Source organism: Selenomonas sp. WCT3, assembly GCA_900100835.1.
Taxonomy (GTDB): Bacteria; Bacillota; Negativicutes; order Selenomonadales; family Selenomonadaceae; genus Selenomonas_A; species Selenomonas_A ruminantium_E.
On the sequence record FNCM01000021.1, the window covers coordinates 22,255 to 30,461 of the forward strand.

Genomic DNA, 8,207 nt, shown 5'->3' on the forward strand with positions numbered 1-8,207 from the left:
TCAATTGTCAGACTGATAGTAGAAAATCCCGTTCGTATCATTGATACGGGCGGGATTTTTTGGCTAAAAAAGATTCTTTTGTATTAAACGGTTTCGTGATAAAATAGAAAGCGTTCATTTTGGGCATATAGGAGGGTAAATGAGAAGAATTGGCAAGAGAATTACTGAAGCTTGAACATATCAATAAATCCTACGAAGACCGGCAGATTTTGGAAGACCTCAATCTCACGATTCACGAGAATGAGTTTTTGACCCTTTTAGGACCATCAGGCTGCGGCAAGACGACTATTTTGCGCATGATTGGCGGGTTTGAGACGCCGGACAGCGGCCGCATCCTGTTCGATGGCAGGGATATCACCAGCCTGCGTCCGGAGAAGCGTCAGGTCAATACGGTATTCCAGAAATATTCGCTGTTCTCGCATATGGATGTGGCTGAAAATATTGCCTTTGGCCTGAAGCTCAAGGGCAAGAGCCAGAGCTATATCCGGGATAAGATAAAATATGCCTTGAAGCTCGTCAATCTGGATGGCTATGAGCATGCACAGGTTACGCAGATGTCAGGCGGCCAGCAGCAGCGGATTGCCATTGCGCGGGCTGTCGTCAATGAGCCAAAAGTCCTTTTGCTCGACGAGCCGTTTTCGGCACTCGACCTTAAGCTGCGCCAAAGCATGCAGCGGGAAATCGTCAAACTCAAAAAGGAACTTGGCATTACCTTTATTTTCGTCACGCACGACCAGCAGGAGGCGCTGTCGATGTCCGATACGGTCGTCGTCATGAATCAGGGCTGGATTCAGCAGATTGGCACACCGGAGAGCGTTTACAACGAACCCGAGAACGCCTTTGTTGCTGATTTTATCGGTGACAGTAATATCATTGATGGCATTATGGTCCGTGATAAGCTCGTACATCTGCTGGGCAAGGATATTCCCTGCATCAATACGGGCTTCGGGGAAAACGTCCCTGTCGATGTGCAGATTCGTCCGGAGGACATCCAGATTTGTGCGCCGGAGGAAGGGCAGTACCGGGGCATAATCCGCCAGGTAATATTTAAAGGAACGGTCTATGATATTACCGTGGAGGCCGGCGGTTTCTCCTGGCTGATTCAGACGATTACCGGTCACGAACAAGGAGCTGAGGTAGGCATCCGCCTCGCGGCGTCAAATATACAGATTATGGCAAAACCGGCCTCGGAAGATGAGGAGGCCGTATCGGATGAGTAATTCAAAATCTTTGCAGCGATTCTTTGCCGTGCCCTTTGGCATCTGGTCAGCGCTTTTCATTGTATTGCCGCTCTTTTTTGTCCTCTGGCATGGCCTTACGGACGGTAATGGCGCATTTACGCTGGAAAATCTTACGACGGTGCTTCAATGGGAGTATTTGAAGGCGTTGGGATTATCCGTGGAGCTGGCACTCGTCAGCACGATTATCTGCCTGGTTCTGGCTTATCCGCTTTGTCTTATCCTTCAGGGGCTGCGGAAGGCGAAGGGAATCATGATTTTCCTTTTGTTCCTGCTGCCGCTTTGGATGAATTCCCTGCTGACGACGATGGCCTGGCAGACGATTTTGGAGAAGAATGGCATATTAAATGAAATTCTCCGCTTCTGCGGTCTGCCGGATATGGCACTTATCAATACGCCGGCGGCTATCATCATCGGCATGGTCTATAATTTCCTGCCCTACATGGCTTTGCCGCTTTATGTGTCCATATCGCGCATTGACCACAGCATCATCGAGGCGGCTTGGGATTTAGGGGCTAACCGCTGGCAGACGTTCCGCCATGTTATGGTTCCGCTGTCCATGCCAGGCATTGTCAGTGGCTGCACGATGGTGTTCATTCCGGCGCTCACGACTTTTGTTATCAGTGCGCTGCTTGGTGGCAATAAAATCCTGCTAATCGGCAACATCATCGAACAGGAATTTACGGCTGCCTACGATTGGCAGCTCGGCAGTGCGTTGTCGATGGTTCTCATGGTATTTATCATTTTGAATATCCTGCTGGAAGCCTTTACGGAAAACACGGATTCCCGAAAGAAGGTGAAAGCATGAGAGAACAGATCAAAAAGTTCTATTTAGGGCTGGTCGTATTGTTCATGTATGCGCCAATTGCCGTACTGATTGCGCAATCGTTCAATGCCAGCCGCTATCGCGGCCAGTGGACCGGTTTTACGTTCCAGTGGTATGCGGCACTGATTGAGAACGAAGATATTATGAATGCGTTCCTCAATACGCTTTCTATTGGCGTTTTGTCGGCGGCGGTGGCAACATTGCTGGCGTTAGTGACAGCGCTGGGCATGCGGCGCATGGGCAGCCAGGGCCGCATCTTTTTCCGTGGCCTTGCCAACGTTCCGCTGCTCAATGCGGATATCGTTACGGGAATATCGCTGATGCTCTTGTTTTTGGGTTTCGGTTTGCGGTTGGGGTATGATACGATTCTCATGGCGCATGTCGTCATCAATCTGCCCTATGCGATGCTTTGTATTTTACCGCAGGTTCTGCTGATGGACCGGGTCTGCTATGAAGCGGCCCTCGACCTCGGGGCAACTCCTGCCCAGGCGTTTTACCGGGTAATCCTGCCCGAGTTAAAACCTGGCATAATGGCAGCGTTTCTCTTATCCTTTGCCATGTCGGCCGACGATTTTATCGTGACGTACTTTACGAAAGGCGCGGGAATCGAGACGCTGACAACGGAAATCTATGCTGAGTTGAAACTCGGCATTCATCCCGAGATGTATGCGCTTTCCACCTTGTTCTTCGGGGCAGTGGTTGTGCTGGTATCCCTGTTGCTGTTTAACTACCGTGTTATCCGGCGCTACCGCAAGGCAGAGAAAAGGGGGGCGGACGAATGAAGATGTATTATCGCAGCTTGCTGGTCCTGCTGCTGTTTGTCGGCAGCCTCTTTTACGCTGGCTGTGACATGTTTGCCGAAGAGCAGGAAGAGGGAGATAACCTTCTTTACGTTTACAGCTGGGGCGATTATTTGTCGCCGAAAGTCTTGGAGCAGTTCGAGGAAGAAACTGGCATCCATGTCGTTTTGGACGAATACGATACAAATGAGAGCATGTATCCAAGAATCGCTGAAGGTGCCGAAAATTATGATGTGCTCTGTCCTTCGGATTACATGATACAAAAACTCATTGAGCACGATTTGCTGCAGCCGCTGGAGTTTTCTAAGCTGCCCAATGCGCAAAAGTACATTGGGGAGGATTTCTTCCGCCAGTCGGAAGCCTTTGATAAGGGGCGTAAGTATAGCGTTCCTTATTGCTGGGGAACTGTTGGCATCATGTACAATACCAGGATGGTAAAGGAGCCGGTCGACAGCTGGTCGATTCTCTGGGACCCCAAGTACAAGGGGGAGATTCTCATGCAGGATTCGGCACGGGATGCGTTTATGATTCCGCTCCGGATGCTGGGGTATTCGATGAATACGAAAAATCCCCAGGAACTTGAGGAGGCACGCAATCTGCTTATCCAGCAGAAGCCTTTGGTACAGTCCTATGGCGTGGATGATATCCGCGATAAATTGAGTTCGGGCGAGGCGGCGCTGGGCGTTATTTTCTCGGGCGAAGCTATCAATCTGATGAAAGCAAATCCGGATTTGCGCTTCTGTCCGGCGCCGAAGGAAGGAACGAACCTCTGGATTGATTCTTGGGTTATTCCGAAAAATGCCCGTCATGTTGAAAATGCCCATAAATTCATCGATTTCATCTGTCGGCCGGATGTTGCTGCTAAGAATTTTGAAGCATTAGGCTACTCGACACCCAATATGTCGGTGCGCGAGCAGGAAGAGGATGATGAGGAGATGGAAGATTACCTCGATATCGCTTTCCCGCCACCCTCTGTCTATCGTGGGCAGGAAACCTACAGCTATTTAGGGGAGACTTTGGATAAGCTGTATACCCGCCTGTGGCTTCAGGTAAAAGTTGAATAGTGGTTAAATGGCCGTGATGGAACGGCTTGATGGTGATAGGTGAAGTTCCCCTGACTTTCTTTTGAGAGGTCAGGGGAACTTTTTGTGTTATGTTAGAGGATTATTTTGCTTTCATGTGGAATATAAAAAATGTGAGTTGTGATGTAGTGAGGAGGGAATTACACTACAAGTTCTATTAAGGAGAGATGTAGTATGGGATTAAAACAAAAATTTATAGTTCTAGCCGGTGTAGTAGGAATACTGATGGCTATCATGTCGGTGGTGGGCTATTTCGTAGCCAGCTCCGACTTGCAGGCAAGTGTGGATACGGAGCTTTCGGCAACGGTATCCAAAGAGGCTTCCAACCTGGATGGTTGGCTGCGTGAGAAGAAAGCTGTCGATGTCAGCACGGCAAATGCAGCAACGGAAGCTAAAGGGGATTTAAGCCGTATCAAAACCAAGGCTTCCATGGGAACGATTGCTTCGGATAAAGAGATCCTTGAAATGTCCATCGGCTTAGAGGATGGATATTTCGGCGTGTTCCATTCTCCGGATGAGACAGGCAAGAAGGACCCCACGCAGCGTCCTTGGTATAAAGAGGCCAAGGCTGCTGGGCAAACGGTCTTTACCGAAGCCTATGTAGCAGCCAGTACGGGAAAACTAGTGGTGTCTGTGGCAACCCCCATTAAAAATGAGGGGCAGTTCATTGGGGCAACCTGCACCGATATTGCGCTGGATGTTTTGGAGAAGCAGGCGGAAACCATGAAATACCATGGGGAAGGTCAGGGCATCATCTTAGAAAAGACTGGCAACATCCTGGCAACAAATGGCATTGGCGAGGCCATGAAGAACATTAAGGACGTGAAGGGCGTCGGGGAACACTTTGCTGAGATGTCCCAGAAGGAAAGCGGCTATTTCGAGATGGACTTCAATGGCGAGACGCAGCTCTTCTCCTACACCACGGTTCCTACAACGGGATGGATTCTTGGTATTGCTGTTCCAAAATCCTTTGTCTTTGCTTCGTTGAATCAATTGAAGATTATTTATGGAGTTTTGACGATTCTGGGATTGCTCGTTACCATGGTGGCCTTCCTGTTCTTCTCGCGGAAGATTACCAATTCGATTGTCAGCCTGGAAAATCATGCGACCCAGCTGGCCGATGGCAATCTGAGAATGGAACAGATTCCGGTGTTGTCTGACGATGAAATTGGTCAGCTGACCCGAGCCTTTAATACCATGAGCAATAACCTGCGCAATTTGATTACGCAGATGGCAACCACTTCGGAGCAGGTGGCCGCTTCCTCGGAAGAGCTTACCGCCAATGCACAACAGTCGGCGGAAGCTTCGGTTCATGTGGCGGAAACAGTGGGCGGTGTATCCTTGGCTATGGAAAACCAGCTAAAGGATATCAACGGAGCCAAGCAGAATGTGGATGTGGTGTTTACGGACATTACGGCCATGACGGACAAGGCACGCAAGGTTTCCAATACTTCTACTGACACGGCTAAGGCTGCTCAGCAGGGGGCGGAATTGATGGAAAATGCCATTGCCCGCATGGGACATATTGAAAAAAGTGTTATGGCATCAGCAGACGTGGTGGCCAAATTAGGCGAGAACAGCCAGCAAATCGGTCAGATTGTCGAAGCGATTTCTTCGATTGCTGAGCAGACAAATCTGTTGGCACTCAATGCAGCCATCGAGGCAGCACGGGCCGGTGAATATGGCCGTGGCTTTGCTGTAGTCGCCGAAGAGGTTCGCAAACTTGCAGCAGAATCTCAAGAATCGGCTGAGCAAATTAAAGAGCGCATCGGCTCGATTCAGAAAGATACGGCAGAAGCTGTGGAATCCATGAATGCCGGAACCGAAGAGGTAAAATCGGGAACAGCGGCCATTCGCGAAGTCGGAGCAAGATTTGCGGATATCCTGTCCATGGTCAATGGCATCAATGAGCAGATGGAAGAAATCACGGGTTCAGTGAAAAAGGTTGCCGATGGTGCCGATAATATTGTCAAGGCGGTGGATTCCATCGACTCCATTAGCCGCAAGACGGCGGAAAATACGGGGTCGATTTCCGCGGCTACAGAAGAGCAGTCTGCGTCTAACGAAGAAATTGCAGCGGCCTCCCAGTCGCTGTCGAAGATGGCTGCTGATATGCAAACGGCAATTGGCAAGTTTAAATTTTAAAATCTTTCCTTCATAGCAAAAGGCCCTGCCAGGGTGATACCCTGGCAGGGCCTTTTGTCATGAGAAATTAGTGGAAGGATTCTTCATCAATATGATAGGTGTTGCGGATTTCTTTTGCCTTGTAAAGGGCTTTATCTGCTCGTTTTATCAAAGTGTCAATGGAAGCGTCGTCAGGCAGGAATTGGGCAGCACCGATGGAAATTGAGACGGTCATCGATTGCTTATCCGTGGACACAAAAGCATGCTCTTGGATACAGGCGTTAAGTCGGTGCAGATAAGAGGGCAACGCTTTCTGGCTTAAAGAAGGCAGCAGCAGAATGAATTCATCCCCGCCCCAACGGATAAGCGAATCGTGTTGCCGGATATTTTGGCTGATGATTTTTACGGTATCGGTTAGGACTTTGTCGCCAAAATCATGGCCCATGGTGTCATTAACCTTTTTGAAGTAATCGATGTCAAACATCACGAGGGTGATATTTTGATTTGTTTCCTGATAGGTCTGCAAAGCCTGTTTCAATTGCTGGGTTCCATAGTGACGGCTGTGGGCATTGGTAAGAGCGTCGTGGTCAATGACTAGTTGCAAATCCTTTATTTCCTCGTTTTGAGATTGGCGTTGGCGGCGGTAGAGCCGATAGAGATAAAAAGATGTAAAGATGATTCCGCTTATGGAAAAAAGATAGCTAAAAAGAATCAGCCATTTGAGCCAGGGCTTTCCTGCAAAAATATATTCCCAAATGGAATGATAGGGGATGCCCATGCAAATAATCCAATTGTAATCCGGATAGAGACGAGCGTAGGTGAGCTTTTGGGAAAGCTCATTGGAGTTTAAATCTTTGAAGTAATAGCTGTAAAAGAGCGAATTTTGCGAGCAAACCCCTTCTAGCTCGGTGCGGTAGGGATAGTTCCCTTTGGCATCCGGGGTTTCAGTAGATAACAGGATGCCTTCGGTATTGCGGAGATTGGGGTGAATGAGACGCCTGGCATAACCATTGCCGCCGTCGTAGTCAATTACTTCGTTAATCCAAATATAGGTACCATCGGTATTGGTGGCCGAGTAAAAGGTTTTCCGTAAAAGATTCTCGACGACTTCCTGTACTTCCTGTTCGGAAATGGGTTGTCCTTTCTTCTTATGGGTGGTAATGATTTCGTTGCGGGTGGCATCGATAGACAGCAAAATGTTGTCTACAGTATGTTGGATGTAAGTTTTTTGGAAATTAAGTGCATTCTGATAGAGGGCGTAGGTCCCTGCCGCTTGAATGAGGAATAAGGAAAATAAGCAAATGAGGCAAATAAAAGCGACACGGGATAACGTCCGGTCTTGAACGCTGACCATAAAATCATCTGCCTCTCCTGGTATAGAGTATTAGACTATGTCTGCCGTAGATATTCGTGAAGAAAATAAAAATTCCTGCTGAAAAAGAGGATTCTTTACAAATAGCTAGAATAAAACATGTAGAAAAATGTCAATGGTAAAAATGTTAAAGGAGACGGAGTTATGAATAAAAAAGCAGATGCATTTCAAAAATATCTTGATGCGGATGAAAACAAAAAAACTGCGTTCCAACGGGAAGAAGTGAAAGACGATACGCAAAAAACCGTGGTCTTCCGTTCCCATATTGTGGTGGAAGGGCAGCAGCTTCCCACGCTGGTCATTTTGGATGACAGTGTATTTTCCATGATTCGCATTCAGGTATCTCCGCAAGCGAAGACCGAAGAGAATGAACTCAAGGTTTTAAAAATGGTTAATGAGTTTAATCTAAAATACAAGCCATTTAAGCTCTATTTCGATGCAGCAGGGTCGTTGATTTTAGATGTTTGTCTGCTTACTCCTGGTGAGGATTTCAGTGAGTTAGGCGACGAAATCTACGGTATGTTTGATGTGCTTATCAACTTCCTCAACGAGTCCTATCGTCCAATCATGAAAGAAATCTGGTAATTTTTCATAAAAAATCAAAAAAGGTGTTGACAAGTGCGCTGATGACGTGTAATATAGTACAAGTCATCAGCGCACAGCACTTTCGCAAAGCGCTAAGGACAAAGATTGTTCTCTGAAAACTAAACAATGTAAAATGAAATCATGCAACATGATTTAAGCCAGATGTTAATGAAGCTTCGG

At 47.8% G+C, this 8,207-nt stretch carries 7 protein-coding genes; 6 read left to right on the forward strand and 1 reads right to left on the reverse strand.

Annotated features, from left to right (window positions below; genetic code table 11):
* Nucleotides 1-149: 149 nt before the first annotated feature.
* From BLQ36_RS12670 to BLQ36_RS12690, 5 genes are all read left to right on the forward strand, one after another.
* The gene (locus BLQ36_RS12670) at nt 150-1,220 is read left to right on the forward strand and encodes an ABC transporter ATP-binding protein (protein ID WP_074515933.1); all 1,071 of its coding nucleotides are present in this window, start codon (nt 150-152) and stop codon (nt 1,218-1,220) included.
* On the forward strand, nt 1,213-2,046 hold the full coding sequence (locus BLQ36_RS12675; RefSeq protein WP_081342365.1) for an ABC transporter permease: 834 nt from the start codon (nt 1,213-1,215) through the stop codon (nt 2,044-2,046). The genes BLQ36_RS12670 and BLQ36_RS12675 overlap by 8 nt, the downstream gene beginning before the upstream one ends.
* The gene (locus tag BLQ36_RS12680) at nt 2,043-2,846 is read left to right on the forward strand and encodes an ABC transporter permease (protein ID WP_074515935.1); all 804 of its coding nucleotides are present in this window, start codon (nt 2,043-2,045) and stop codon (nt 2,844-2,846) included. Before BLQ36_RS12675 ends, BLQ36_RS12680 begins: the two co-directional genes overlap by 4 nt.
* Nucleotides 2,843-3,928, forward strand: coding sequence for an ABC transporter substrate-binding protein (locus BLQ36_RS12685; protein WP_074515936.1), 1,086 nt, complete (start codon nt 2,843-2,845; stop codon nt 3,926-3,928). Before BLQ36_RS12680 ends, BLQ36_RS12685 begins: the two co-directional genes overlap by 4 nt.
* 192 nt (nt 3,929-4,120) lie before the next feature.
* Nucleotides 4,121-6,091, forward strand: coding sequence for a methyl-accepting chemotaxis protein (locus BLQ36_RS12690; protein ID WP_074515937.1), 1,971 nt, complete (start codon nt 4,121-4,123; stop codon nt 6,089-6,091).
* Between the two features lie 67 nt (nt 6,092-6,158).
* Here BLQ36_RS12690 and BLQ36_RS12695 read toward each other — a convergent pair whose 3' ends face one another.
* Nucleotides 6,159-7,265, reverse strand: coding sequence for a diguanylate cyclase (locus tag BLQ36_RS12695; protein ID WP_180364887.1), 1,107 nt, complete (start codon nt 7,263-7,265; stop codon nt 6,159-6,161).
* Between the two features lie 321 nt (nt 7,266-7,586).
* Here BLQ36_RS12695 and BLQ36_RS12700 point away from each other — a divergent pair, with 321 nt between their 5' ends.
* A complete protein-coding gene (locus BLQ36_RS12700; RefSeq protein WP_074515939.1) occupies nt 7,587-8,027 on the forward strand; it encodes a hypothetical protein in 441 nt (146 codons plus the stop codon).
* Nucleotides 8,028-8,207 lie beyond the last annotated feature (180 nt).